Source organism: Shewanella sp. DAU305 (assembly GCF_026802235.1).
Lineage (GTDB): Bacteria > Pseudomonadota > Gammaproteobacteria > Enterobacterales > Shewanellaceae > Shewanella > Shewanella baltica.
Map to the genome: position 1 here is coordinate 249,326 of NZ_CP113808.1, position 25,118 is coordinate 274,443.

At 48.6% G+C, this 25,118-nt stretch carries 21 protein-coding genes; 15 read left to right on the forward strand and 6 right to left on the reverse strand.

The window, feature by feature from the left end; all coding sequences use genetic code 11:
* The first annotated feature begins 4 nt into the window (after nt 1-4).
* Nucleotides 5-1,546: an efflux RND transporter periplasmic adaptor subunit gene (locus OX890_RS01045; RefSeq protein WP_126493169.1), complete on the forward strand. Its 1,542-nt coding sequence runs from the start codon at nt 5-7 to the stop codon at nt 1,544-1,546.
* Nucleotides 1,547-1,555: 9 nt separating this feature from the next.
* Nucleotides 1,556-4,693: an efflux RND transporter permease subunit gene (locus tag OX890_RS01050; protein ID WP_126493171.1), complete on the forward strand. Its 3,138-nt coding sequence runs from the start codon at nt 1,556-1,558 to the stop codon at nt 4,691-4,693.
* A gap of 111 nt (nt 4,694-4,804) precedes the next feature.
* On the opposite strand, the gene trpS is transcribed toward OX890_RS01050, so the two are convergent.
* Nucleotides 4,805-5,842: a tryptophan--tRNA ligase gene (gene trpS / locus OX890_RS01055; protein ID WP_126493173.1), complete on the reverse strand. Its 1,038-nt coding sequence runs from the start codon at nt 5,840-5,842 to the stop codon at nt 4,805-4,807.
* A gap of 406 nt (nt 5,843-6,248) precedes the next feature.
* On the opposite strand from trpS, the gene OX890_RS01060 reads away from it, so the two are divergent.
* Nucleotides 6,249-7,418 (forward strand): ribonuclease T2 family protein, encoded by a 1,170-nt coding sequence (locus tag OX890_RS01060; RefSeq protein ID WP_126493175.1) that lies wholly within the window; start codon nt 6,249-6,251, stop codon nt 7,416-7,418.
* Between the two features lie 80 nt (nt 7,419-7,498).
* Here OX890_RS01060 and OX890_RS01065 read toward each other — a convergent pair whose 3' ends face one another.
* The 3 genes from OX890_RS01065 to plsB form a co-directional block, all read right to left on the reverse strand.
* On the reverse strand, nt 7,499-8,272 hold the full coding sequence (locus OX890_RS01065; protein ID WP_126493558.1) for a VOC family protein: 774 nt from the start codon (nt 8,270-8,272) through the stop codon (nt 7,499-7,501).
* Nucleotides 8,273-8,421: 149 nt separating this feature from the next.
* On the reverse strand, nt 8,422-9,678 hold the full coding sequence (mtr, locus tag OX890_RS01070; protein ID WP_259542751.1) for a tryptophan permease: 1,257 nt from the start codon (nt 9,676-9,678) through the stop codon (nt 8,422-8,424).
* A complete protein-coding gene (gene plsB / locus OX890_RS01075; RefSeq protein WP_006079610.1) occupies nt 9,678-12,101 on the reverse strand; it encodes a glycerol-3-phosphate 1-O-acyltransferase PlsB in 2,424 nt (807 codons plus the stop codon). The genes mtr and plsB overlap by 1 nt, the downstream gene beginning before the upstream one ends.
* Before the next feature lie 160 nt (nt 12,102-12,261).
* On the opposite strand from plsB, the gene lexA reads away from it, so the two are divergent.
* The 6 genes from lexA to OX890_RS01105 all read left to right on the forward strand — a co-directional run bounded on the left by lexA (nt 12,262) and on the right by OX890_RS01105 (nt 18,407).
* Nucleotides 12,262-12,882, forward strand: a complete 621-nt coding sequence (lexA, locus tag OX890_RS01080; protein ID WP_006084613.1) for a transcriptional repressor LexA — start codon at nt 12,262-12,264, stop codon at nt 12,880-12,882.
* Nucleotides 12,879-13,391 (forward strand): cell division inhibitor SulA, encoded by a 513-nt coding sequence (locus OX890_RS01085; RefSeq protein WP_006079607.1) that lies wholly within the window; start codon nt 12,879-12,881, stop codon nt 13,389-13,391. The genes lexA and OX890_RS01085 overlap by 4 nt, the downstream gene beginning before the upstream one ends.
* Before the next feature lie 402 nt (nt 13,392-13,793).
* A complete protein-coding gene (gene coxB, locus OX890_RS01090) occupies nt 13,794-15,350 on the forward strand; it encodes a cytochrome c oxidase subunit II (RefSeq protein ID WP_268649949.1) in 1,557 nt (518 codons plus the stop codon).
* 9 nt (nt 15,351-15,359) lie between these two features.
* Nucleotides 15,360-16,952, forward strand: coding sequence for a cytochrome c oxidase subunit I (gene ctaD, locus OX890_RS01095; RefSeq protein ID WP_006084616.1), 1,593 nt, complete (start codon nt 15,360-15,362; stop codon nt 16,950-16,952).
* Nucleotide 16,953: 1 nt separating this feature from the next.
* Nucleotides 16,954-17,535: a cytochrome c oxidase assembly protein gene (locus OX890_RS01100; RefSeq protein ID WP_006079604.1), complete on the forward strand. Its 582-nt coding sequence runs from the start codon at nt 16,954-16,956 to the stop codon at nt 17,533-17,535.
* Nucleotides 17,532-18,407: a cytochrome c oxidase subunit 3 gene (locus OX890_RS01105; RefSeq protein ID WP_006079601.1), complete on the forward strand. Its 876-nt coding sequence runs from the start codon at nt 17,532-17,534 to the stop codon at nt 18,405-18,407. The genes OX890_RS01100 and OX890_RS01105 overlap by 4 nt, the downstream gene beginning before the upstream one ends.
* 4 nt (nt 18,408-18,411) lie before the next feature.
* Here the strand turns inward: OX890_RS01105 and OX890_RS01110 are convergent, their stop codons facing one another.
* Nucleotides 18,412-18,630, reverse strand: a complete 219-nt coding sequence (locus OX890_RS01110) for a DUF2909 family protein (protein WP_115335799.1) — start codon at nt 18,628-18,630, stop codon at nt 18,412-18,414.
* Here OX890_RS01110 and OX890_RS01115 point away from each other — a divergent pair.
* The 5 genes from OX890_RS01115 (at nt 18,629) to OX890_RS01135 (ending at nt 22,607) form a co-directional block, all read left to right on the forward strand.
* Nucleotides 18,629-19,393, forward strand: a complete 765-nt coding sequence (locus tag OX890_RS01115) for an SURF1 family protein (protein ID WP_115335800.1) — start codon at nt 18,629-18,631, stop codon at nt 19,391-19,393. The two genes, OX890_RS01110 and OX890_RS01115, sit on opposite strands and share 2 nt — an antisense overlap.
* 91 nt (nt 19,394-19,484) lie before the next feature.
* Nucleotides 19,485-20,030: a hypothetical protein gene (locus OX890_RS01120; RefSeq protein ID WP_268649950.1), complete on the forward strand. Its 546-nt coding sequence runs from the start codon at nt 19,485-19,487 to the stop codon at nt 20,028-20,030.
* The gene (locus OX890_RS01125; protein WP_268649951.1) at nt 20,030-21,007 is read left to right on the forward strand and encodes a COX15/CtaA family protein; all 978 of its coding nucleotides are present in this window, start codon (nt 20,030-20,032) and stop codon (nt 21,005-21,007) included. The genes OX890_RS01120 and OX890_RS01125 overlap by 1 nt, the downstream gene beginning before the upstream one ends.
* A gap of 14 nt (nt 21,008-21,021) precedes the next feature.
* The gene (gene cyoE / locus OX890_RS01130) at nt 21,022-21,927 is read left to right on the forward strand and encodes a heme o synthase (RefSeq protein ID WP_268649952.1); all 906 of its coding nucleotides are present in this window, start codon (nt 21,022-21,024) and stop codon (nt 21,925-21,927) included.
* A gap of 47 nt (nt 21,928-21,974) precedes the next feature.
* Entirely contained in the window at nt 21,975-22,607 is a 633-nt protein-coding gene (locus tag OX890_RS01135; protein WP_006084621.1) for an SCO family protein, read from the forward strand.
* On the opposite strand, the gene OX890_RS01140 is transcribed toward OX890_RS01135, so the two are convergent.
* On the reverse strand, nt 22,608-23,654 hold the full coding sequence (locus OX890_RS01140; RefSeq protein ID WP_268649953.1) for a polysaccharide deacetylase family protein: 1,047 nt from the start codon (nt 23,652-23,654) through the stop codon (nt 22,608-22,610). It abuts the gene before it with no gap.
* A gap of 22 nt (nt 23,655-23,676) precedes the next feature.
* Between OX890_RS01140 and OX890_RS01145 the strand changes: the two genes are divergently transcribed.
* Nucleotides 23,677-25,044: an MATE family efflux transporter gene (locus OX890_RS01145; protein ID WP_268649954.1), complete on the forward strand. Its 1,368-nt coding sequence runs from the start codon at nt 23,677-23,679 to the stop codon at nt 25,042-25,044.
* Nucleotides 25,045-25,118: the final 74 nt, after the last annotated feature.

Below are 25,118 nucleotides of genomic sequence, written 5' to 3' on the forward strand. Positions count from 1 at the left end.
GCATATGAACCAATTTAATACAGTAAAAAAGCAGGCCCCTAAGGCCGTACTGATCTTGAGTAGCTTACTCATCAGTACGCCTTGGTTGAGCCATGCCCAGCTGGCTAACACACAAGAGCCCACGGCGACCGAAGCGGCAGTAAATTCTGCAACTGCGCCTAAGAATAATCCGTTAAATCAAGTGAAAACCTACACTTGCCCTATGCATCCCGAAGTGATCAGCTATGAGCCGGGTCGCTGCCCTAAGTGCAATATGTTTTTAGTTGAGAAACTCGATGCCGCGAACCCTGTGGCCGAGCATGCACAGCATCAAGTCGCAGATCACCAAACCTCTGAGCATGCGCAAACCTCTGCCGCCAAAGCTGCGAGTCAGGTATTTGATACCCCAACACCTAAGGCCGACAGTTTAGTTAAAGCCCAAAATCATGTAACAACAATCAAGTATGTTTGCCCTATGCATGCCCACATTATCAGTGACGTACCCGGCACTTGCCCTATCTGCGGTATGAACTTAGAAAAGGTCGAAACGGGCGGTAATACCCAAGAAATCAACATCAATGTATCCGGCAGCATGCAGCAAGCGTTGGCGTTAAAGGTGGCCAAGGTTGAACGCGACACTCTGTGGAAATTTGTCGAAACCGTCGGTCAAATCGACTATGACGAAAGCCAAATCACCCATATCCATGCCCGCGTTACTGGCTGGATTGAAAAACTGATGATCAAATCCGTGGGCGATACCGTCAAGAAAGACCAGCTGATCTACGAGATCTATTCCCCCGATTTAATCAACGCCCAAGATGACTACTTGCTTGCGATGGACACCGCCAAAGCAAACGGCCAAGGCCGCTACAAAGATTTGGTGCGCAATGCGGGCTTACGCTTATCATTCCTTGGTTTTAACGACAGGCAAATCAAACAATTAGCCGAGTCACATCAAACCCAATATAGGGTACCTTTCTACGCCAAAGAAGACGGCATAGTGAAAGCCCTCGACATTCGCGATGGCATGTATATTCAACCGTCGACCGAAGTCATGTCTGTGGTGGATCTCTCTAAAGTCTGGGTGATTGCCGACGTCTTTGAGAACGAGCAAAGCTGGATTGCCAAAGGTCAGAAGGCCGAAATTGCCGTTCCCGCCATGAATATCAGCGGCATCGAAGGCACGATCGATTACATCTACCCTGAGCTTGATCCTGTCACTCGCAGCCTGCGAGTACGAGTAGTGCTCAACAATACCGAGGTAGATTTAAGACCTAAAACCCTCGCCAAAGTCTCACTATTCGGTGGCCCGAATAAAGATGTGCTAGTGATCCCGCAGGAAGCTTTAATTCAAACGGGCAAAGAAAACCGCGTGATCGTCAAGCAAACTGACGACAGCTTTACCGCCAAGGCCGTAACCGTCGGCATGATGAGCCAAGGTAAGGCCGAGATTATTTCAGGCCTGAATGAAGGTGAACGTGTGGTGATTTCGGGGCAATTCTTACTCGACTCCGAGGCTAGCCTCAAGGGCAGTTTAATGCGTTTAAGCAGCGGTCATCAGCACTAGGAGCGCGTTATGTTGAAATATATTATCGAGGCGTCCATCAGGCAGCGATTTATGGTGTTGATTATCGCCATCATGATCACTGTTTGGGGCGTACAGGAGCTGCGAAAAACGCCGCTCGATGCGCTGCCGGATTTATCCGATGTGCAAGTGATCATTAAAACCCCTTATCCGGGTCAAGCGCCAAAATTGGTTGAAGAACAAGTGACTTATCCCTTGTCGACCGCCATGTTAGCCGTACCTGGTGCTAAAACCGTGCGTGGTTATTCCATGTTCGGCGACTCTTACGTGTATGTGATTTTTGAAGATGGCACCGACATTTACTGGGCTCGCTCACGGGTGCTTGAATACCTGAGTCAGATCAGCAGCCGTTTGCCACAAAATGTGCAACCTTCCCTCGGCCCCGATGCGTCTGGTGTCGGTTGGGTGTATGAATATGCGCTAGTCGATCGCTCCGGTAATTTAGATTTATCGCAACTCAAGAGTCTGCAGGATTGGTATCTCAAGCTAGAGCTGCAAAGCGTGGCAGGCGTGTCTGAAGTCGCCACCGTCGGCGGCATGGAGCAAACCTATCAGATAGTGCTTGAGCCCGACAAAATGGCGATCTATAAGCTCGATATCGCCACCATTAAACAAGCCATTGATAAAGCTAACAGCGAAGCTGGCGGCTCAGTGATCGAGATGGCCGAAGCCGAGTACATGGTGCGCGCCAAAGGCTATCGCCAGACGCTAGAGGATTTTCGTGAAATCCCCCTTGGTATTACCAGTCCTTCTGGCACAGGTTTAACCCTCAAAGATGTTGCCACTGTGCGTAAAGGCCCAGCTTCACGCCGCGGCATAGCCGAACTCGACGGTGAAGGTGAAGTCGTTGGCGGAATTGTGGTGATGCGTTACGGCGAAAACGCCTTAGCGACAATTGATGCGGTGAAAGCAAAACTCGAAGAACTCAAAGCCGGCCTGCCCGATGGGGTTGAGATTATCCCAACCTATGACAGATCCCACTTGATTCTAAAGTCCGTCGACAACTTGTTTAGCAAGGTCGTCGAAGAAATGTTGGTGGTAGGCTTAGTCTGCTTGCTGTTTTTACTGCATGCGCGCTCCACACTCGTGGCCGTTATCACCCTGCCGCTATCCATCCTAATCGCCTTTATCGTGATGAATAAAATGGGTGTTAACGCCAATATCATGAGCCTTGGCGGCATCGCCATTGCCATCGGCGCCGTGGTGGACGGCGCGATTGTGATGATCGAAAACTTGCACAAACATTTAGAGCATTTTAAAGCGGATCATGATCGCGAACCCGATACGAAAGAGCATTGGCGCATCGTCACCGAAGCGTCGATTGAAGTCGGCCCTGCGTTATTTTTCTCATTAATTATTATCACCTTAAGCTTTGTACCTGTGTTTGCGCTCGAGGCGCAGGAAGGTCGATTATTCGCGCCACTGGCCTACACTAAAACCTTCGCCATGGCAGCGGCGGCATTTTTATCTATTACCTTAGTGCCGATTTTGATGGGTTACTTTATTCGCGGTAAAATCCCCAGCGAACGTAGCAATCCCATCAGCCGTTTCTTGATCGCGATTTACCAACCTTCACTAAAACTGGTGCTGAAATTCCCTAAAGTCACCCTGATGTTAGCGTTAATCGCGCTGGCGAGCGCTTGGTATCCTATGACCCGCATGGGCAGCGAGTTTATGCCCGCACTCGAAGAAGGCGATTTGCTCTACATGCCAACGGCGTTGCCCGGCATCAGTGCCAGCAAGGCCGCCGAAGTGTTACAGCAAACCGACCGTTTAATCAAAACCGTGCCCGAAGTGGCCCGCGTGTTTGGCAAAGTAGGCCGCGCCGAAACCGCGACCGATCCCGCGCCGCTGACCATGCTTGAAACCACTATCATGCTTAAACCCCATGACGAATGGCGTGAAGGCATGACCTTAGATGGCATTATTGCCCAACTACAGCAAACCGTAAAAGTACCTGGACTCACCAATGCTTGGGTGCAACCCATCAAAACCCGTATCGACATGCTCTCGACGGGGATCAAAACCCCTGTCGGCATTAAGATCACCGGGGCCGATGTCAACGAACTGCAAAGCATTGGCACTAAGATTGAAGCTATCTTAAGCAAAGTGCCACACACCAAATCGGCCTATGCCGAACGCAGTGGCGGCGGCCGTTATATCGATATCAGTCCGAAACTGGATGTGGCCGCACGTTACGGTATGACGCTGCAGGATATTCAAGATGTGGTGCGTTACGCCATTGGCGGTATGGATATTGGTGAGTCGGTACAAGGCGCCGAACGTTATCCAATCAACCTGCGTTATCCCCGTGAACTGCGCGACAACATCGAGAAACTGCGCGAGCTGCCCGTGATCACTAAGTCGGGGCATTATCTGCCGCTACGTAACTTGGCCGACATCGAAATTAACGATGGCGCGCCTATGTTAAAGAGTGAGAATGGCCGCTTAATCTCTTGGGTGTTTATCGATATCGAGGGCACATCTATCGGTGAGTATATCGCCACCGCGAAAACGGCCTTAGATGCCGAACTCGTTGTTCCGCCCCGCTACAGCTATAGCTTTGCAGGCCAGTACGAATATATGCAAAGGGTCGATGCCAAGCTTAAACAAGTGATCCCTATGGCGTTAGCCGTGATCTTCATCCTGCTGATGATGACCTTCGGATCCACCATTCAGGCCAGCATTATTATGCTCAGCCTCCCCTTCGCACTGGTCGGCAGCACTTGGCTGTTGTATCTGCTGGATTACAACATCTCAGTGGCCGTTGCTGTCGGTATGATTGCTTTAGCGGGTGTCGCCGCCGAGTTTGGGGTGGTGATGTTGGTGTATCTCAATAACGCCATCAAGCACAGGCAAGAAAAAGATAATTACCACAGCGTCAATGACTTGAAAGAAGCCTTGATTGAAGGCGCCGTCATGCGGATCCGCCCCAAAGCGATGACAGTGGCAACCATCTTCTTCGGCCTACTGCCCATAATGTGGGGTGCGGGTTCGGGTAACGATGTGATGCAGAAAATCGCCGCGCCTATGGTCGGCGGCATGGTCACAGCGCCCATACTGTCGCTATTTGTCCTGCCCGCACTCTATCTACTGATTTACTCGCGTAAATTAAAGAAAGACGCTTAGATATTTGAAATAAAACCCCTAGCGTCCTCAAAACTCTAGGGGTTTTATTATTTAGCACTGCTCAGATTCATAAAATTCACCCGAGCCTTCTTCAGCAAAAATAGTGCTGCATCAAAACAAATTTAGGCCAAACGCAGCTTTAACTCGTCGCAATACAGCATCAGACTCTTCACGGGCTTGTTCCGTCCCAACTTTGAGTATCGACACTAACTGAGCTTTATCAGATAAGAGTAAAGCCCGGCGCTCACGAATTGGCGCAAGCAACTCTTGTAAGCACTCCTCTAAAATAGCTTTAGTCTTACCATCACCTAAGCCGCCTTTTTGGTAATGCGATTTGAGCTCAGCCACATATTCTATGTCAGGGTGAAAAGCATCGAGATAAGTAAAAACGACATTGCCTTCGACCCGTCCCGCATCATTCACATTCAAATGCAGGGGATCGGTATACATAGCCTTAACTGCCTTTGAAATATCTTGCGCACTTGACCCTAACATTATGGTATTACCCATAGACTTAGACATTTTACCTTTGCCATCAACACTGGGTAAGCGTGATACATTACTCAATAACGGCTTACACTCCAGTAGCACCTCATCCTGTGCTATCGAATTAAGCTTCCTAACTATTTCATTCGTCTGCTCCAACATAGGCAACTGATCATCTCCCACAGGAATAAGCGTCGCACGAAAGGCGGTAATATCAGCGGCCTGACTAATGGGGTAGGTTAAAAAACCTGCAGGAATGGCCCGACCAAAATCTTTATTGTTTATCTCACTTTTAACGGTCGGATTTCGTTCCAGTCTGGCAATAGAAACTAAGTTTGCATAGTACATAGTCAGCTCAGCCAATGCTGGAATAGCTGACTGTAAACATATAGTGGTTTTACTGGGGTCAATTCCGATAGCGAGATAATCAGCTACAACATTTAAAATATTCGATGCCACTTTCTGAGGGTTATGCCCATTGTCCGTTAGGCCTTGCATATCGGCGACAAGGATAGTTTGGTCAAACCTGTGTTGTAACTCGACTCTTTGCTTGAGCGAGCCAACATAATGGCCCAGATGTAAAGGCCCTGTCGCCCTATCACCGGTAAGCACTTTCTCTTGAGTATTTGAGGATAAAAGCGGTTTTGATGAACTAATTTGCATGTTATATCTCCGATAAATTAACCAACCGGAGACACAATAATGGATATTCACTAGTTGCCTTCCGGCAGCTTTTGAATATAAGAATCCTAGCGCCGCTCTATAGGAATGAGTGCCACCAAGTAGTTACGAAAGTGTATGATATGAAAGACATAGAATATTTTTTCATCATTTGACCTTAACTAAATAGCTAACTCATTGCAAATATAAAAAGCAGTAAACTAGATATACCCAGCACTTCCACTGCTTTCAAAACTGTACTGAATCCAATCAAACACGCTAACAATCCTACTGTCACTAAACCAAATCTCATTAGCGAATTCGTTGAATTACCTGCAAAATGGTTTGCCAGCAAGCGTCCGTTTAGCCTTGCTCTGATTAATTGCTAGAGAAGAAAGGATTCCATCACATGACCAAGCCATTTTGTTTGACCATCCGCCGGATATGGCCGCAAGCACTTTCCCTTAAAAGCCTATCGCGTACGTTACTTGCGGCGTTCGGTTTATGCGCTGCGCTAATCATTTCAGCAGCACCTGCCGTTGCCGCGCCCGCAACCGGTGAGTTCGTTGCCGATAAACGCTGTGAGCTATTTCAATCGAAAAATAAGCAGACGAATCCAGATCAATGGCAGAGCAATATTGGTGAGCGCTATCCGGTACTCGAAATCCTCGGCAACAGCGCCAAACCTGATTGGCTGCGAGTGCGCACCAACGCAGTGAAGTCTCCCATGCGGTGGATCAGTGGCGCTTGTGGTCAGTATCTTTCCAATGTTGCAGGCAGTAATGTATCGACACCTGCAACAGCGGTAGAACCCGCGCAAACCACTACAGCATCGGATATCAAAGCCAAAAGCCGAGACGGCCTTAAAGAGCATGGCGCACCAGAAAAACGTCAAGGAGATCAATGCCGAATCGGCGGTGAATTTGACGCCAACGTGCTGGCATTAAGCTGGCAAAGCACCTTTTGTGAACTCTATGGCCGCCGCAAAGCCGAATGCCGCGCCCTCAGCCAAACGCCAGAATCGAGCCAGTGGCAACACTTCAGCCTGCACGGACTGTGGCCGAATAAACAACAATGCGGCACACGTTATGGCTATTGCAGCACAGTCAAACTGCAACCAAATGATTTCTGTACTTATCCTGAGCTTGAACTTAACCCATCGGTGCGCAAAAATTTAGAAGAAGTCATGCCAAGCGCCCAATATGGCACCTGTTTAGAACGCCACGAATGGTGGAAACACGGCACTTGCCGTAGCCAAGACCCTAACGAGTACTTTTTATTGGCAACCCAGCTGACCCAAGCGGTCAATGCCTCGGCATGGGTACAAAAATTTATTCATGACAACATAGGTAAGAGTGTCAGTAAAAGTGAGTTAAACCAAAGTTTTGATAGCAGCTTCGGTCAAGGTGCTCACACTAAAATGAGTCTAGAATGTGGCAAGGGATTACTGAGTGAAATCCGCATTAACTTGCCCAAGGTCATTAAAGCCTCAGACTCCTTGCCTAGCCTACTCGCCAAAGCTAACAAGGCAGGCAGAGGCTCCTGCCCTGAGACAATCATGATCGATAATGCTAATTAAACAAATGGTTAGACGAATAAAAATGGCGACTAAGTGTCGCCGTTTTTAATCTTAAATGTGACTAGTCCTAAATATAGCTGTCACATCTGATTAAGCTTGATCACCGCAAAGGTGGCGCCTTGGGCGTCGGCTATTACAGAGAATCTGCCCACATCGGGAATATCACTGGGTGGAATACACACTTGCGCGCCTAACGCTTGGGCTTTTTCTGCAAATGCATCGCAATCGGCTACTGCAAAATAAAGCAGCCAATGGGGAGAGATGTCGCCCCATTCGGGCATGATGGTCATCATGCCGCCGATGGATTGACCATCAACTTGCCACTCAGAATATTCGATGTCCGGCATGTCGCTGGGCGAGTTAGTCCAAGGGAATATTTTGCAGTAAAAAGCTTCTTCAGCGCGTGGTTCTTTACATGCCAGCTCAACCCAGCAAAGAGTATTGAGTTCACCCTGACGGCGAGCACCGATATGATTCTTCGCTTGCCACAGCGCAAAACGTGCGCCTTGTGGATCGCTCACCTGCGCCATCACGCCCGCGTCAGCAACAATATGCGGCCCCATGTGCACTTGGCCACCCGCCGCTTGAATCGCTGCAATGCTGGCATCCATATCATCAACGGCAAAGTAGACACGCCAATGGCTAGGGATCTGCGACTCTGACTCGGGGATTTGGTACATGGCACCTAAATCATCCCCCGCTAAATTGAATAGCGAAAAATGACCTTCTGGGATCGGCATGTCTACTGAATCCCAACCAAATAACGTTTGGTAGAATGTCTTAGCAGCTTGCCAATCGTGGCTTGCGAGTTCAACCCAACATGCATGTCCTTGTGCGTACTGAGTAATTTTCATCATTGGCTCCTTCGTTTTTACAATTATTCGAGTTAAGCCTGAGTTCGAGCTTCTGTCCAGTGTCGAGATAAAAAAGATCTGCAGGATTAAAACTCAATCGCTAAATACAAAAAAGCCCTCACGCAGAGGGCTTAAATCATCGAAACAAATTAGGAATATTGCGGCAGTAAATTTGCCATCGCGAGCAGATGACAAGCACCCGTGACTATGCCAAATAACACCACAAGAATAATCAGCGGCGTACCGCCTATCACTCTAAAACCTGTGCTCTCGGGGAATAACTGCCGCGATTTATAGGCCATCAGTGCGGGGACGATTACCGCCCACACTGTCGCCGCTAATGCCGCAAAGCCAATCGCCACCAAGAAGCCGTCGGGGAACAATAATCCTAAAATCGTCGGCGGCACAAAGGTCACTAACGCGGTTTTCATCCGGCCCGAGCGAGAATCGTCAAAACCAAACAAGTCGGCGAGATAATCAAACAAACCTAAGGTCACCCCTAAGAAAGATGAAGCCACGGCCAAGTTAGCAAACAGCGTTAACATACTGTTCAACCAGCTACTCGCCATCACCTCAGACAAAGCGCCCACCAAGACCCCCATATTGCCGCCTTGGGCAATAATATCGATAAACTGGCTGCGGGGAATATTGCCCATAGTCGCCACTAACCAACATGCATAAATCACCAGCGCGATAAAGGTGCCGACGAAAATCGCCTTGATAATGGTGGCGGAATCTTTGCCGTAATACTTCACTAAGCTGGGAACGTTACCATGGTAACCAAAGCTGGCAAGACCAAAGGGCAACGCCGCCCACAAATAAGGTGAAAAGCTGCTATTACCATCGGGTTCGAGCAACTTAGTCACATCGATTTCGATCAGTAAATTGCCGATAGCAAGGAAGAAGGTAATGATCATACCGCCGAGCATAATCGTGGTAATGCGATCCACGGCCTTAGTGCTGATCAACACTATGCTCGCCAATACTATGGCAAACACCAGCCCTGCCACACTTTGCGGCAACTCAATTCCCATGCCCTGCAAGCTGTGATTCACAATCGAACCACCGCCGCTGATATAGGCATAGGTCAAAATATACAGCACGAACGCGATAGAAACGCCGTTCACTATCCGCCAAAACTGCCCTAAGGTTTGCTTGCTTAAAGTATCGAAGCTGGCACCGGGTTCGAAATGCAAATTGGTTTCGAGCAACAATAAGCCCGACATCAACATGCAAAACCAAATGCCCAATAACATTAAAATCGAATAGCCAAACCACATACCTGCACCGACCACGGGCAGAGAAAACATCCCTGCGCCTACGGTCGTGCCGGCAATAATCATGGCGCCGCCGAGCAAGGACTTACCTGCGGGCTTATGCTTAGCCGCATTCATATGATTTGCCATTAAACTGTATGCTCCGCGGTGACACTCGCCACTATCGTTTGTTTCACTGACGGACGTAATAAGCTATTGGCTTGATCTCGTATGCGATTGATATTGGACTTATCTTGGTTATCCGCTAGATAGCCCAATTCTTTGAGCTTAACACTCAAGGTGCCGTAAAGTTTCTTATCGTAGAACTCAGGCGCGGTAATGCCATGCAAAGCGCCTAAACGCTGGGCGAGTAGATGACTCTCAGACTCAAGTTCTGAGCGCTCCATCTTAGGCCTGTTCGCTAACAGATTGAAAATAATGGCATAGCGTTGCAGAGTCTCGCTTACTGAACTGGCTAACAATAATAGTTGGCTAGTGTGCTCAGGCACGACGGTTAAGGTATCAGTCTCAACCACTAACCCTTGTTCAATGAAGAAATCCAGCACTTGATTGACATAGGCAGGTACATCCTTAATGCCCATGAAGAGTTCGGCTTTCAGCAGTGGATAAAAATCGGCAACGATTGACACCACTTGCTGACGCGGGATCTGCTCATTATGCGTTAAACAACTCGCAATTAATGACGGTACAATAAATAAGTGGATGATATTGTTACGATAGTAAGTCATGGACACAGCCTGACTCGCCTCGATAGACACGATTTCACCTAAAGGATCGGCACAAACAACAAACTTGTTCAGCTCTAAACCTTGCTGCACTAAATGCTTACCATCACCTTCGGCAACCGAAGTATAAGTAGTGTAAGGCACTTTTTTGAGTAGGGTCAGATACAGATCAAGCTGACGCTCCAACAGACTGCGTTCTAAGGCATTTTGATCTGTCGCCAGCAACACTAAACTCGTCAAGGTCACCGAACTCGCCGCTGCAGCATCGTTAATATTTGTCATCACTCGATTCGCCAGCACGTTTACCGCTGGCGTTAACCAGCTTGGTTTTTGCTCAGGATCATCGGCCAACTCAGTACGCCAGTTTGGCGCGCGCTCATTTAAGAAGTTTTGCAGGGTTATAGGCTCGCCAAAGTTCACATAACCTTGGCCGAAATTACCAAGTTTGCGAATCGCACCAAACACCTGCCACACAGATTCTTTTTTCTTTTTCTTACCACTTAACTCTTTATGGTACGTCGCCACTTCCATCACATGGTCATAGCCTAAATACACAGGCACCAATGTTACCGGACGCTCGATACCGCGCAGCACACTGTTCATCGTCATAGCAATCATGCCGGTTTTTGGCGCCAATAGACGACCGGTACGTGAGCGGCCGCCTTCGGAGAAGTATTCCACCGAATAACCTTTAGCAAACAGTTGGTCTAAATATTCACGGAATACTGCGGTGTACAGTTTATTGCCATTAAAACTACGGCGGATAAAGAAGGCACCACCGCGACGGAACATAGGTCCAGCGGGCCAGAAATTGAGGTTAATACCAGCAGCAATGTGCGGCGGAACCATGCCTTGATAATACAAAATATACGATAACAGCAGGTAATCCATGTGGCTGCGATGGCAAGGCACATAGACAATCTCGTGGCCATCATGGTGCAACTGGCGAACTTGCTCGGCGCCTTTGATGTTGATCCCGCTGTAAAGCTTGTTCCACAACCAAGTTAGGAAACGCTCGGCAATACGCACTAAACTATCTGAGTAATCTGCTGCGATTTCATCAAGGTACTCAATAGCCGTCTCGCGCGCTTGGGTCTCAGAAATCTTTTTGTTGGCCGCTTCTTCTTGAATCGCTTTACGCAACGACTCGGATTTGAGCAGCGAATGAAACAGTGCTTGGCGATTTGGCAACACAGGTCCTGTCATCACCTTACGTTGACGACGGAAATGCACCCGCGCGACCCGCGCTAACTTATGGGCGATCCCCATGTCAGTGCCGTGTTCGTCGGCCATGTATCGCAGAGATACCGCATTTGAAAACTGCACGAAGTTATGTCGACCTAAGAATAGAATCATCAAGCATTTGCGCAGCCAAGTCGGGTTTTCCCGCTCAAACACAGCCGCCTTCATAGTGTCGTCTTCTTTCCCTGGCGTGCGGCCCCAATACAGGCTCACGGGCACCAGTTGAATGTCTAATTCAGGGCGTTCCTTATGCACGGCCAACAAACGCATAAAGCATTCGAGGAAAGGCTCGTTACCGGCACGCTCGCCAAACAGCGGCTTACGCCCTTGAAGGCAGACAACCCGAGGCGCAATAACACCATTTGCCACTAAAGGCTCATAGGGGCTCGGCAGTCCTAACTTAGCCGTAATTTCGCTCAGGGCAGCGATGTCACTCAGCGATTCCGTTTTCATCACATAAGCAAGGGGTCTGGAGGCATCCAGATTCAGATCGGCAAAGGGATCCTGAGGCACAACAATAGTGTGCACTAAGTGTTTTTGGATCCAGCGTAATGATTTCAACCAAAGAGAGTCGTGTTTAGGCATTATTCTTATGCAATTAAGTACGTTTACTAGCCCGGTAGAATACCAGACTATGGGTAATATTCGCTAATTCTCTCCAACATAGCTAAAAAGTGGTTAATACTTGCGCTGCAAATAATACTGTATATACTAACAGTAACTGTATAGAAAAACAGGAAACACCATGAGACCTTTGACGCCACGCCAAGCTGAAATTTTAGAGCTAATTAAACGAAATATTGCCGATACTGGCATGCCACCCACTCGGGCAGAAATCGCGACCCGTTTAGGTTTTAAGAGCGCCAATGCGGCTGAAGAGCATCTTAAAGCGTTGGCGAAAAAGGGCTGCATTGAGATCATGCCAGGCACATCGCGGGGCATTCGTCTGACTGCGGAAGTCGAAGAAGTAACTGAAACAGGTTTACCGCTTATCGGTCAAGTAGCTGCTGGCGAACCTATTCTCGCCCAAGAACATGTTGAACAGTACTACCAAGTCGACCCAAGCATGTTCCATCCCGCCGCCGATTTTTTACTGCGGGTTAAAGGCGACAGCATGAAGAATATTGGCATTCTCGAAGGAGATTTGCTGGCAGTTCATAAAGTACAACAAGCTAGAAATGGTCAAGTGGTTGTCGCTAGAGTCGACGACGATGTCACTGTTAAACGTTTCGAAAAAAAAGGTAATGTGGTCTATCTACACGCCGAAAATGAAGACTATTCCCCGATTAAAGTGGATTTAGGCTATCAAAGTTTAACAATTGAAGGACTCGCCGTCGGTGTGATCCGTAATGGAGATTGGCTATGAACAAACTACTTGGCAATGCACCCCGCCATCCGGGCTTGTGGCTCGATGAAGTACGTGATGCCGACTATGACTGGCACCATGCACCTATCGCCTGCATGCCAACGAAGACTCAAGGTCGCCAAGAATTAATTCATCTGAGCGCGCAACTCGCCCAGTTAAGCCAACAGGGCCGTTGGTTAGTGCTCATCAACCCACCGAGTATTGGCTACAAACAAATGCTCGCCAACGCTGGCGTGCGTATGGATAGAGTCTTGCTGGTGCACGCGAAAGATGAGGTGGAAACTCTGTGGGCGATGGAAAAAGCCTTAACAAGTGGTACGTCCAGTGCGGTTATTACTTGGACCCAATCATTAGATGCACGCGATAATCGTCGCCTGCAAATTGTCGCTAAAAGTGCCCGCGCCATGGGCATAGTGCTAGAAGACGTAAACAGTCACTTACATGGCGACGTACGCATTGAGCAAGGTAGCCTCTTCGGCCAACAATCTTTTTTTAGCGCTGTACATTAAATATTCATTTAATTTTTTACCTTGAAAGCCGCCTCGCCTATGAATGTGAGGCTTTTTTTTAGCAATTTTTCAGACAATTAGATAAATAAGTGATCTTGATCAATATTTAAACAGCAAGTATGGTTGGTTTAGTCGGCGATGATATATCGCCGCCCGTGGCAAATAAATCGAGCCGTTATCGAGTTCAAAATGCCACTAAAAATAGAGAACAGATTTATTTCAGTCGTATGTGCCAGCGTGGCTAATACCAGCAGTAATAATACTTAATTAAAAGTAACAGCCGCCAACGCACGTTGAAGTCAAAAAAGCTTTTTTGGGAACTGAAGAGTTTGCATAGAGTTGAGACTTACTGTGTTGCTCTTCTTTGTAGTTGCTATTCGCAATTGGCAGAGGAGAAGTCTTGTGAAGCAATTGTTGTATTGTTTACTCGTGGTGTTATTCGCACCACCGTTGGCCGCCGCGGACATGCGGTTCAACATGACCCCTGGCGTAACCGAGATCAGTAGCAAGGTTTATCACTTGCACATGACCATCTTGTATATCTGCTGCGCCATCGGCCTTGTGGTCTTTGGCGTGATGATTTACGCCATGATCAACCACAGAAAATCCAAAGGCGCTGTCGCGTCCCACTTTCACGAAAGCACTAAAGTTGAAATCGCTTGGACGATTCTGCCATTTATCATTTTGATCTTAATGGCGATTCCAGCGACAAAAACCTTAATTGCGATGGAAGATCCCAGCGACGCCGATCTGACCGTTAAAGTCACGGGTTCCCAATGGAAATGGCATTACAGCTATTTCAATCAAGACATTGATTTTTATAGCATACTCGCAACCCCCAGAGCACAAATCGACGGTACCGAAACCAAAGGCGAAAACTACCTATTGGAAGTCGATAAGCCGCTCGTTCTGCCGATAAATCGCAAAATCCGCTTTTTGATGACCTCTGAAGATGTCATACATTCATGGTGGGTACCTGCTTTTGCCGTGAAGAAAGATGCCAACCCAGGATTTATCAATGAGGCTTGGACTCGCATAGACAAACCCGGTATTTACCGTGGTCAATGCGCCGAACTTTGCGGTAAAGACCATGGTTTTATGCCGATCGTAGTGCAAGCCATACCCGAAGCCGAGTTTGAAGCTTGGGTAGCGGAGCAAAAACAAGCCGCAGGTGCGGCGGCAGAAGCCGCTCAAGCCGCTTTATCACAGACTCTTAGCAAAGATGATCTGATGACCCAAGGTGAGCAAGTTTACCTCGGGCACTGCGCAGCCTGCCACCAGCCCAATGGCGAGGGGTTACAAGGCGTATTCCCACACCTCAAAGGCAGCCCGATAGCAACGGGACCGCTCAGCGGCCACCTTGAAATCGTGCTCAACGGTAAAACGGGTACGGCTATGCAAGCATTTGGCAAGCAATTGAGCGCACAAGAAATTGCCGCTGTGATTACCTATGAGCGTAATGCTTGGGGCAATAATACTGGCGATGCTGTGCAGGCCAAAGACGTCAACAAGCACATAAACGGCAGTGCTGGCACACAGGCACCTGCTACCACACCAGCCAACACGGCCCCAACTCCCGCACCTACAACTGAGCCCGCAGCAGTTGTCGACTCCGCAACCATAGTCGATCCGGCGAGTCTCCCCACTCTCACCCATGAGGCACTGATGGCCGAAGGTGAAACTGTCTACACCACCACTTGCGCGGCCTGCCATCAGTTGACGGGAGCTGGCATACCACCCGCCTTCCCCGCCCTCGCTGGCAGTGCTATCGCCACAGGGCCTGTCGCCAATCATCTCGATATTGTGATGCACGGCAAAACTGGCACGGCTATGCAAGCATTTGGCAAACAACTCAGCCCACAGCAACTCGCAGCAGTCATTACCTATGAGCGCAATGCTTGGGGCAACAATACCGGCGATACAGTGCAACCTGCTGATATCGCAAGCCATGGACAGTAGGGGATTATGATGAGCACAACGACTCAAGATCAAACCGCAGCCCATGATGACCATCATCATGGTGCGCCAAAGGGCATCATGCGCTGGGTGCTAACCACCAACCATAAAGACATTGGTACTCTGTATTTATGGTTCAGCTTCATTATGTTTTTAACCGGTGGCGCTATGGCCATGGTGATCCGCGCTGAACTCTTTCAGCCCGGATTACAATTGGTCGAGCCCAACTTCTTTAACCAAATGACCACAGTCCATGGGCTGATCATGGTATTCGGCGCGGTAATGCCCGCCTTTACTGGGCTAGCAAACTGGCTGATCCCTATGATGATTGGTGCGCCAGATATGGCGCTGCCACGGATGAATAACTGGAGTTTTTGGATCTTACCCTTCGCCTTTACCATTCTACTCAGCTCGCTATTTATGGAAGGCGGCGGACCTAACTTTGGTTGGACCTTCTACGCGCCACTGTCTACCACTTATAGTCCTGACAGCACGGCACTCTTCGTGTTCTCTATTCATATCATGGGGATAAGTTCGATCATGGGTGCGATCAATGTGATTGTAACCATAGTGAATTTACGTGCGCCCGGCATGACATGGATGAAGCTGCCGCTGTTTGTGTGGACTTGGCTTATCACAGCATTCCTGCTGATCGCTGTGATGCCAGTACTCGCGGGCGCTGTGACTATGGTACTGACCGATAAGTTTTTCGGCACTAGCTTCTTCGAAGCGGCTGGCGGTGGCGATCCTGTGATGTTCCAGCATATTTTCTGGTTCTTCGGCCACCCTGAAGTCTACATCATGATTTTGCCGTCCTTTGGCATCATCTCCGCCATAGTACCCGCTTTCAGCCGTAAACCATTATTCGGCTATGCATCAATGGTTTATGCCACTGCCAGTATTGCAATTCTGTCGTTCCTCGTGTGGGCGCACCACATGTTCACTACAGGCATGCCAGTGTTTGCCGAGCTGTTCTTCATGTATTGCACTATGTTGATTGCGGTACCAACGGGGGTGAAAGTGTTTAACTGGGTCGCGACTATGTGGCGTGGTTCACTCAGCTTCGAAACCCCTATGTTGTTCGCCGTGGCCTTTATCATACTCTTCACCATTGGCGGGTTTTCGGGGTTAATGCTCGCCATTACGCCAGCCGACTTCCAATACCACGACACCTACTTTGTGGTGGCGCATTTCCATTATGTGCTCGTGACTGGGGCGATTTTCTCCATCATGGCGGCAGCCTATTACTGGCTCCCTAAATGGACGGGGCACATGTACAACGAGCGACTGGGGCAATGGCATTTCTGGTGTTCGGTGATTTCGGTCAACGTACTGTTTTTCCCGATGCATTTCCTTGGGCTCGCAGGTATGCCAAGGCGTATCCCCGATTACTCGATTCAATTTGCCGATGTTAATCAAATCGTTTCGATTGGTGGCTTCGCCTTCGGCTTATCGCAATTGATTTTTTTAGTGTTAGTGATCAAGTGCATCCGTGGCGGCGAAAAAGCCCCCGCTAAACCTTGGGAAGGTTCCGAGGGTTTAGAGTGGACATTGCCAAGCCCAGCGCCTTATCACTCCTTCACGACACCACCTGAGGTGAAATGAAATGACGAACCATCACCAGCCAGAAAAACCTAAGTCAAATCGAAAGCTTATCAGCATGCTCGTCATGGGCTGTATTGGTATGTTTGGTTTTGGGTTCGCGCTGGTGCCGCTATACGATGTGCTATGTGAAAAGCTGGGGATTAACGGTAAAACCTCCAATACCGCCAGTAGTTATCAAGCGATAACCATAGATACTAGCCGTATTGTCACAGTGGAATTTATCTCCCAAGTGCAAACGGGTATGCCGTGGAAATTTGAGCCGCAAACCAAGCGGCTCGAAGTTCACCCCGGCGAACTGATACACACAGCATTTTTGGCACGCAATGTGTCAGACAGGGCCACGGTCGGTCAGGCGATACCTTCAATATCACCTGGGCAAGGCGCGGCATATTTTAATAAAACGGAATGTTTTTGCTTTAACCAACAGCACTTAGCGGCTTCGACCAGCGCTGAGTTGCCGCTCATTTTCTTTGTGGATCCTCAGTTACCTGAATCCATCCACACTCTGACCCTCTCTTACACCCTCTACGACATTACCGACAAGCAGTTAGCGTCTGCCATAGAGCAAGGAGCTGCAAAATGACCACAAAACATGAAAATTACTATGTTCCCGCCCAAAGTGCTTGGCCCATCATTGGCGCTATAGGATTGTTTCTAATCGCCTTGGGTGCAGGGCACTTTGTCCATCAACTAAAATCGGGCGCATCGGGTGGCGGTTATATCCTGCTAGCGGGTATCGCCGTGATCCTCTTTATGCTGGTTGGCTGGTTTAGAACCGTGATCAACGAATCTATGACTGGGCTTTATTCGCACCAAATGGATAGATCCTTTCGCCAAGGTATGAGCTGGTTTATTTTTTCAGAAGTGATGTTCTTCGGCGCATTTTTTGGTGCGTTATTTTATGCCCGTATGGTCGCAGTGCCTTGGCTCGGTGGCGCTTCCAATAATGCCATGACCCATGAAGTACTCTGGCCACAATTCGAAGCCGTTTGGCCGTTGCTCACTACGCCAGATGGCACCAAAACCGAAGCGATGCCGTGGAATGGCCTGCCGTTAATCAACACTATCGTGCTGCTGACCTCCTCAGTCACCTTACATTTTGCCCATGTCAGCCTAGAGAAAGGCAAGCGCTCGGCCATCACACTGTGGCTCGGGATCACCATACTTTTGGGTATGGGTTTCCTTGCCTTGCAGGCCGAAGAATATATGCATGCCTACCATGAAATGGGGCTCACTCTGACCTCAGGGGTTTATGGCAACACCTTCTTCCTCTTAACTGGCTTTCACGGCATGCATGTCTCGCTTGGCACCCTGTTTTTATTAGTGTTGTTTTTCAGAGTGTTGAAGGGGCACTTTAGCGCAGATAAGCATTTTGCTTTCCAAGCTGGGAGTTGGTATTGGCACTTTGTCGATGTGGTCTGGCTGTGTTTGTTTATTTTCGTCTACGTACTTTAAGGCTTTAGTAAGGCGTGGGATTGGGGCTAATTAACCCAGTCCCTAAGGCCACCAGCAGTAACAGAATAACGAGTACCGAGAAAATCACCCGGCGACCAAGATAACGGCTCATAGGCACTTGGTTGTCACCTTTAACCATAATAAACAAGGCCCTACCTAGATTAAAAATGATGAACAGCAACAGCAGAACTAAGACCAATTTAAAAATGAATAGGGTATTCATGCAATATCCTTATGTTCTGCTGAATAAATTAACGGTTTTTTTACTGATATTGACTGTGGCTGTATTCGTGATGTTGGTCAAGTTAGGTCAATGGCAATTAGCCCGCGGCGAAGAAAAAACCATGCTGTTAGCCCAAATGGAGGCAAGACAATCCTTGCTGCCATTAAGTTTTGAGCAGCTCCAACTCAAAATCGATAAGGAAGGCGTAACAGGTTATCGACTGCATGTGCACGCCATACCCGCGAGCTCGCAAATATGGCTACTGGATAATCAAATCTATCAGGGCCAAGTGGGCTATTTAGCCTTTCAGCCCCTGCAAGTGGCAGCGGGTCAACCTTGGGTACTTGTCGAATTAGGTTTTGTCGCAGCCAGTTCCCACCGTGATGAGTTGCCCCACATCAGCCCACTTAGCGGTGAATTGAATATCGAAGGTCGGCTTTATCAAAAGCAAATCAATCCTTTGAGTCAGGCTTTAATGGCAGAAACAGGGACAAGTGTTCGCTTTCAGAATTTGAATATACCGGAAATGGCGCAGATGTTAGGCCATCCCTTGCTCGATGCAGTGCTGCAACCGGATGAGCTACCCGCCCTCGCCTTGCCACATCCTTGGCAGCCCTTCCCACTGTCGGCGCAAAAACATTGGGGTTATGCGCTGCAGTGGTTTTCGATGGCAGCCGTGTTTGCTGGGCTCATGCTGTGGCAAGGGATTAAGTATGTAAAACGCCATAGTGCCGAAACAATCGCAAACTCAAGGAGCGAATAGGGAAATTCGTACCATACTTAGCAAGACACAAATAAAAACTAAATAAATATAAAACAATAAATTAGGGATAATTTGAATGAGAGGAGCAAGCATGAACTCCCAGAATAAATCTAAACACAAAGCATTGGGCTTGTTGTTGCTGGCGTTTATCGCGCCCGTGGTGATAGCCAAGCTAGTGCTGAGCCTGAATTTATACCACGGCGGCGCCACTAATCATGGCGAGCTGATCAATCCTGAGACCAGTTATACCAGCCTTGGGGTTGAAAATCCCAATCCCAAAGAATGGCAACTGCTGTATTTACTGCCCGCCCAATGCGACGATGCTTGCCGCGAACGCCTGTATATTTTACGCCAAAGTCACACTGCTTTAGGGCCAGATCAGGCACGAGTCGAACCGCTGATCCTCACCCATCCCGACAGCGATCTCAATGCTTTAAGCGCCTTTCACTTCAACACACGTCCCGCCAATGCTGGCTTAAGCCATTGGCTAGATGAACAACAGCTGATCATAGTCGATCCCTTAGGCAGCTTAGTGCTGCGCTATCCCCAAGTGCAGGGCAGAGAAGCCCATTTAGCTCAAGGCAAGGCCTTGGTTGCGGATCTGCGTAAGTTGTTAAAACTGTCGAGGGTAGATTGATGCAGCTAACTTGGGTCCTACGCTTAACCTTAGTCTTTACCTTGTTGGTGATCTTAATGGGCGCTTACACTCGCCTATCGGATGCGGGGCTTGGCTGTCCCGACTGGCCGGGTTGCTACGGCCATATCAAGGTGCCCACCCAAGACCATGAAATCGCCCATGCACAAACCATCTTCCCCGATCACGATATCCACCCAGAAAAAGCTTGGCTGGAGATGATCCACAGATATATCGCCGGCGGACTTGGCTTACTGGTGTTATTCATCTTAGTGCTGTGTTTGAAAACGCCGGAAGCACCGAAAAAATTGCCGCTCATCATAGTGCTATTGATCCTCTTTCAAGCGGCACTCGGCATGTGGACAGTGACGATGAAACTCATGCCTATAGTGGTGATGTCGCATCTTATTGGTGGCTTCAGCCTGATTTCACTGCTGTTACTCCTCTATCTGCGAACCCGACCACAGCGGATCTTTAATAGCGAAACCCATGCCCGCAATCTGGCACCGCTGGCACTGGTGAGCTTATTCGTTCTTGTAGGTCAGATTATGCTGGGCGCTTGGACATCATCTAATTATGCGGCGCTCGCCTGCACCGCATTACCCATTTGCGAAGGCAACTGGGTGGATAACTTGGCAATAGCGGAGGCCTTTTCGCCATTCCAAGGCCAACACCACAGTTTCGAATTTGGAGTGCTCGATTACCCAGCTCGTATGACTATCCACATCGCCCACCGAATTGGCGCTATCGTTACCGCGAGTTTATTACTCGTGCTCGCCTATCGATTATTTGTTGGCGCTGCTGGGATGAGGGCCTTAAGTCTCTTATTGGTAGGGTTAGTGATCCTGCAAGTGAGCTTAGGTATTTCTAACGTAGTGATGCATTTACCACTCGGCATTGCCGTGTCTCACAACGGCGGGGCGGCATTACTGCTGCTGACCTTAGTCGCAATCAACTATTTTTTATGGCGCAAAGCATAAGCGAGGGATCCAAGATGGCAAAACCAATCTCAATCACCAGTAGCCTACCCACTTTCAGCGTGACATGGCGCGCCTATTTTGAAATGACCAAACCTAAAGTGGTCGCACTTATGCTGCTCACTGTCTTAGTCGGCATGTGTTTGGCCGTGCCCCATGCGGTGCCCGTTCAACCTTTACTCGCTGGTATGCTGGGCATTGCCATGATGGCGGGCTCGGCGGCGGCGTTGAATCATCTGATCGATCGCCGTATCGATGGCTTAATGGCGCGCACCTACAATCGCCCACTACCTAAAGGACGTATTTCGGCCACGCGCGCCTTAATTTTCGCTGCCAGCTTAGGTAGCCTTGGCTTTATCGTCTTATATTCCTTAGTTAATCCACTCACGGCTTGGCTCACCTTTGCCAGCTTGATTGGTTATGCCTTGGTTTATACTGCCTATTTGAAACGCGCGACATCACAAAACATTGTGATCGGCGGCCTTGCGGGAGCCATGCCACCCTTGCTGGGATGGACGGCAGTGACGAACGAATTTCATGGTCATGCGCTGTTGTTAGTGATCATCATTTTTACGTGGACGCCGCCACATTTTTGGGCTCTGGCCATTCACAGACGCGCCGAATATGCCAAAGTGGATATTCCCATGCTGCCCGTTACCCACGGTGTCGAGTTTACTAAAACCTGTATTCTGCTTTACACAGTATTGCTGGCGATTGCTTGTCTATTACCTGTGCTGGTTGGCATGTGTGGGCCTGTATATTTCGTCTGCTCTAGTTTGCTCAGCACCGGATTTATTTATAAAGCATGGCAACTTAAATATCGGGATCATGATGGCTTGGCGATGCAAGTGTTCCGCTTCTCTATCTATCATTTGATGTTGTTATTTATGGCATTACTGCTCGACCACTATTTGTGGAACTAGTGTATGCAACTCGTTTGTCGCGCTAACCTGTCGTTATGGAGCCAATAATGCAGAAAAGAATTTTAGTCATCGCCATATTATTGATCGGCCTTGGCGGTCTATTTGCGGTGAAATTTAATCCCCCGAAACCTATCGAGCTAGAGAGTGGTTTTTTGTTTCCGCAGGCCTATGAATTAGCGCCCTTTGAATTGGTTGATCAACATCAGCAGGCTTTTACCAACGCCAGCTTGCAGGGGAAATGGAGCTTATTCTTTATCGGTTTTACCTTTTGCCCCGACGTTTGTCCTACGACTTTAAATAAACTCGCGGCGGCTTATCCCGATCTAAACAAAATTGCGCCATTGCAGGTGGTGTTTCTATCCGTCGACCCCAAACGGGACACACCGGATAAACTCCTGACCTATGTTAATTTTTTCAATCCAGAATTTAAAGCGGTCACGGGCGAGCAGACACAAATCTTCCCGCTCACCCGCAGCTTAGGGCTGACCTATGCCATGGTCGGTGAAGGGGAAAACTACCAAGTCGACCATAGTGCGGGTTATGTGTTGGTGTCGCCGCAGGGAACGCGAGTCGCAGTGTTTAAACCTACGGCCGCATTAGGCAAACCGCCGCAGGTGTTAAATGATGAAATGATTAGCGATTTTAGAAAAATAGTGGCGCAATACAAACCTAGTCGTTGATCACTCTTTGACCCAAGAGCCATCGTCCTTTGGCCTCACCCAAGGCTGAGAAAACCAATAGTAGCCATTGCGCGCCTTACTCGGCGCAGTGCAGTTGTAACGCGAACGACCCGCAGGTAAGGCTAAATCCGCTTGAACACTAAACTCGCTCTCACTCAACCAAGTCGGCTGTTTTGAACCTTGGCCTTGGATATAACACATCACTTGCTTAGCCGAGATATCGCTCATATCTAGGGTGACTTTAAGCTCTGGGCGCCAATGGCCGCCCTTTAACTCAGGATCACTAGGACTCTGCGCAATCACAGGCATATTTAAACTGTATAGCTTGGCCTTAAGGCTTTTTAAATCAGCATATTGTCCTGCAACAGGGAAACGCGGCAGCGCCGTTAATGGCGAATATGGCCCAGCGGCACCCGATTGTTGCCCCAAGGCAACAAAGCCATTCTCGGTTAACATATCCTGCAAGGCTTGATTGTACTCACCGTAGGGATAAGCCAGCATTTTGAAATTGTGCCCTGTGGCATCTGCAATCGCTTTTTCTGTGTCTAAAATATTGGCCTTTACCCGCGCTAGCCACTGCGCCTGTGATTCATTTTCTAAGGCGCGGATCAAATGTTCGTGCGCCCAACTGTGGTTAGCAATATCGGCGCCTTCCTTGGATAGCGTTATCAGCTCATCCCAAGTCATCATCTCGGTAAACTTTTGTTTAATCGGCTCAATTGCCACAAACAAGGTGTAGGGAAATCCAAATTCCTTTAGGATAGGATGCGCCGTAGTGGCTATGCTGCGATAACCATCGTCGAAGGTAATCGCGACTGTTTTCGAAGGTAAATCTTGTTTTTGCTTTATCGCTTCAACTACCTGAGAAAGCGGGATCACCTTAAAGCCATCATCGGCTAGAAACTGCATTTGCTCACGAAATTGCGCGGGCGTCACGCTTGTGGCCGCCGGAGTGGTTTCTGACACATGGTGATATTGCAGAATGACCACAGCATGGGCAGAAAACGTCATTAGCCCTATGAGTGCCAACAGCACACGTTTAACCATAATGTGAACACCTCTGAAATTAATGAATACTGCTAAATCAACTTGGCTCGACCTAATGCTTAACGGCGCGAAAAATCGTCAATTACTGGCGCTTGCCCTGCCGATGATACTCTCCAATATCACTATCCCACTTTTGGGCTTAGTCGATACGGCTGTCATAGGTCATCTGAGTGAAGCCTATTATTTAGGGGGAGTCGCTGTCGGGTCAACGATTATCACATTAATCATTTGGTTATTGGGATTTTTGCGTATGGCGACCACAGGTTTAGTCGCGCAGGCCTATGGTGCAAATGATCTTCACGCCCAGCATAAACTCTTAGTCCAAGGCGCTATGCTAGCTGTGTTATTGGGCGCTGGCGTTATCGCGCTGCAAGTCCCAATATTAAATTTAGCGCTAGGATTATCCGAAGCGAGTAGCGAAGTCGAGCGCTATTGCCGCGAGTATTTTCAGGTACGAATTTGGTCAACGCCCTTCGCCCTACTCAACCTCGTAATGCTTGGCTGGCTATTGGGACGTCAGCAACCTAAAGCCGCCATGTGGCAGCTTATATTAGCCAACCTTGCCAATATTATTCTCGATGTGGTGTTTGTCCTCGGCTTAGGCTGGGGCGTTAAAGGCGCCGCCCTCGCCTCAGTCTTTGCCGATATCACCGCTTTCTCAGTCGCACTCACTATGGTGTTACAGCAACTCAAGCGCGAAGCCGATTTTCACTTATCCCAGCTATTACCCCATGTCACCCTGACGGGGTACGGCAAATTACTGAGGCTCAACACAGATATTTTTATCCGTAGCCTCTGCCTGCAAGCGGCCTTTGCCTTTATGACTTTTCATGGTGCTGGTCTGGGTGATAATACCGTTGCCGCCAATGCCGTGTTACTGAATTTACTGCTGTTAATCTCCTATGCACTCGATGGCATTGCCTATTATGCCGAGGCAGAAGTCGGCCGAGCCTATGGCCAAAAACAGGCGGAGCAATTACGGGAAGCAGTGATCTTAGCCTGGAGCTGGTCGGCCATTACTGCGTTAGGGTTCTGCGCTGTATTCAGTCTTTTTGGTAGCAATATTATCGCGTTATTGACCAGCATTAATGAGGTCAGAGCCACAGCACAGACCTATCTTATCTGGCTGATATTTTTGCCTTTATGGTCTTTTAGCTCGTATTTATTCGACGGGGTTTATATTGGTGCCGCTAAAGGCAAAGTGATGCGCAATAGCATGATACTCGCCACCTTCGGTGCATTTTTCCCGACCTGGTATTTGCTGCAGCAACTATTATTGCCTGAGCAAGGTAACCACGCCCTTTGGGCCGCCATGAGTGTCTTTATGATCGCCAGAAGCCTAACGCTTGCGGGGCACTATTATTTCAGCAAAGACTTTTTGAATAATTAAATCTGTAAAGACAGTAGCTTACAAATATCAAAATCACTATGATGTTGATTTTACAATTGTAACAAAGATGTGAT

Bases quoted from the DNA above. Each gene is read 5' to 3' on its own strand.
- OX890_RS01045 (WP_126493169.1), top strand. From the start codon at position 5: ATGAACCAATTTAATACAGTAAAAAAGCAGGCCCCTAAGGCCGTACTG.
- OX890_RS01050 (WP_126493171.1), top strand. From the start codon at position 1,556: ATGTTGAAATATATTATCGAGGCGTCCATCAGGCAGCGATTTATGGTG.
- trpS (WP_126493173.1), bottom strand. From the start codon at position 5,842: ATGCAAATTAGTTCATCAAAACCGCTTTTATCCTCAAATACTCAAGAG.
- OX890_RS01060 (WP_126493175.1), top strand. From the start codon at position 6,249: ATGACCAAGCCATTTTGTTTGACCATCCGCCGGATATGGCCGCAAGCA.
- OX890_RS01065 (WP_126493558.1), bottom strand. From the start codon at position 8,272: ATGAAAATTACTCAGTACGCACAAGGACATGCATGTTGGGTTGAACTC.
- mtr (WP_259542751.1), bottom strand. From the start codon at position 9,678: ATGGCAAATCATATGAATGCGGCTAAGCATAAGCCCGCAGGTAAGTCC.
- plsB (WP_006079610.1), bottom strand. From the start codon at position 12,101: ATGCCTAAACACGACTCTCTTTGGTTGAAATCATTACGCTGGATCCAA.
- lexA (WP_006084613.1), top strand. From the start codon at position 12,262: ATGAGACCTTTGACGCCACGCCAAGCTGAAATTTTAGAGCTAATTAAA.
- OX890_RS01085 (WP_006079607.1), top strand. From the start codon at position 12,879: ATGAACAAACTACTTGGCAATGCACCCCGCCATCCGGGCTTGTGGCTC.
- ctaD (WP_006084616.1), top strand. From the start codon at position 15,360: ATGAGCACAACGACTCAAGATCAAACCGCAGCCCATGATGACCATCAT.
- OX890_RS01100 (WP_006079604.1), top strand. From the start codon at position 16,954: ATGACGAACCATCACCAGCCAGAAAAACCTAAGTCAAATCGAAAGCTT.
- OX890_RS01105 (WP_006079601.1), top strand. From the start codon at position 17,532: ATGACCACAAAACATGAAAATTACTATGTTCCCGCCCAAAGTGCTTGG.
- OX890_RS01115 (WP_115335800.1), top strand. From the start codon at position 18,629: ATGCAATATCCTTATGTTCTGCTGAATAAATTAACGGTTTTTTTACTG.
- OX890_RS01110 (WP_115335799.1), bottom strand. From the start codon at position 18,630: ATGAATACCCTATTCATTTTTAAATTGGTCTTAGTTCTGCTGTTGCTG.
- OX890_RS01120 (WP_268649950.1), top strand. From the start codon at position 19,485: ATGAACTCCCAGAATAAATCTAAACACAAAGCATTGGGCTTGTTGTTG.
- OX890_RS01125 (WP_268649951.1), top strand. From the start codon at position 20,030: ATGCAGCTAACTTGGGTCCTACGCTTAACCTTAGTCTTTACCTTGTTG.
- cyoE (WP_268649952.1), top strand. From the start codon at position 21,022: ATGGCAAAACCAATCTCAATCACCAGTAGCCTACCCACTTTCAGCGTG.
- OX890_RS01135 (WP_006084621.1), top strand. From the start codon at position 21,975: ATGCAGAAAAGAATTTTAGTCATCGCCATATTATTGATCGGCCTTGGC.
- OX890_RS01140 (WP_268649953.1), bottom strand. From the start codon at position 23,654: ATGGTTAAACGTGTGCTGTTGGCACTCATAGGGCTAATGACGTTTTCT.
- OX890_RS01145 (WP_268649954.1), top strand. From the start codon at position 23,677: ATGAATACTGCTAAATCAACTTGGCTCGACCTAATGCTTAACGGCGCG.